This is a genomic window from Streptomyces lycii (assembly GCF_009735685.1).
GTDB lineage: Bacteria > Actinomycetota > Actinomycetes > Streptomycetales > Streptomycetaceae > Streptomyces > Streptomyces lycii.
Genome location: NZ_WHPN01000085.1, coordinates 1 through 539, shown reverse-complemented (window position 1 = coordinate 539; position 539 = coordinate 1). Strand labels below are relative to the sequence as shown.

The window sequence follows — 539 nt, the reverse complement described above, 5'->3', positions numbered from 1 at the left end:
GGGCGCGCCGTACTGAAAGCTCTGTGTGCGGTGTCGGTGGGGAGGCGCTGTGAGAGGGCTCACGCGGCGGGGCGGGCGGCAGCCGCGACGCTCAGCGGAAGCGGAAGCGGAAGCGGAAACGGGGGACGGGGGCGCGGGGCGGCTCGGGACGGGGGCGGCCGCGCAGCAGTGGCGGTCAGCCGTGGGCGGCCCGTGCCGCGTCGTCCGCGCCGTCCTCCTGGGTCCGGTTCGCGGCCAGCCGCTCCTTCGCCCGGTCCACCCGCTGGACGACCTGCTCCGACATCGCGGCCCGCTGCTTGCGCAGCAGCACCCAGCTGAGCGGCGCCGAGAACAGCAGGCCGAGCAGCGCGACCCACAGCACGTTCGAGTCGCCGATGCCGGCCGGGACGACACCGAGGTAGTTCAGGCCCAGGGCCAGCAGGAAGCAGGCCACGAAGAGGCCGAAGCGCATGGCGGTGTAACGGAGGGCTGCGTGCTGCTGCTTGCTGCTCACGACGGGGACCTTCTTCTCAGCGACGATCCGGACGGCCCGTGAAGGC

General features: G+C 73.5%; 1 protein-coding gene. It reads right to left on the bottom strand.

Annotated elements, in window-relative coordinates:
* Positions 1 to 175 precede the first annotated feature (175 nt).
* Positions 176 to 539, bottom strand: a 364-nt coding sequence (locus tag GCU69_RS04300) for a DUF4229 domain-containing protein (RefSeq protein WP_408055760.1), incomplete at its 5' end; no start/stop codon positions are given.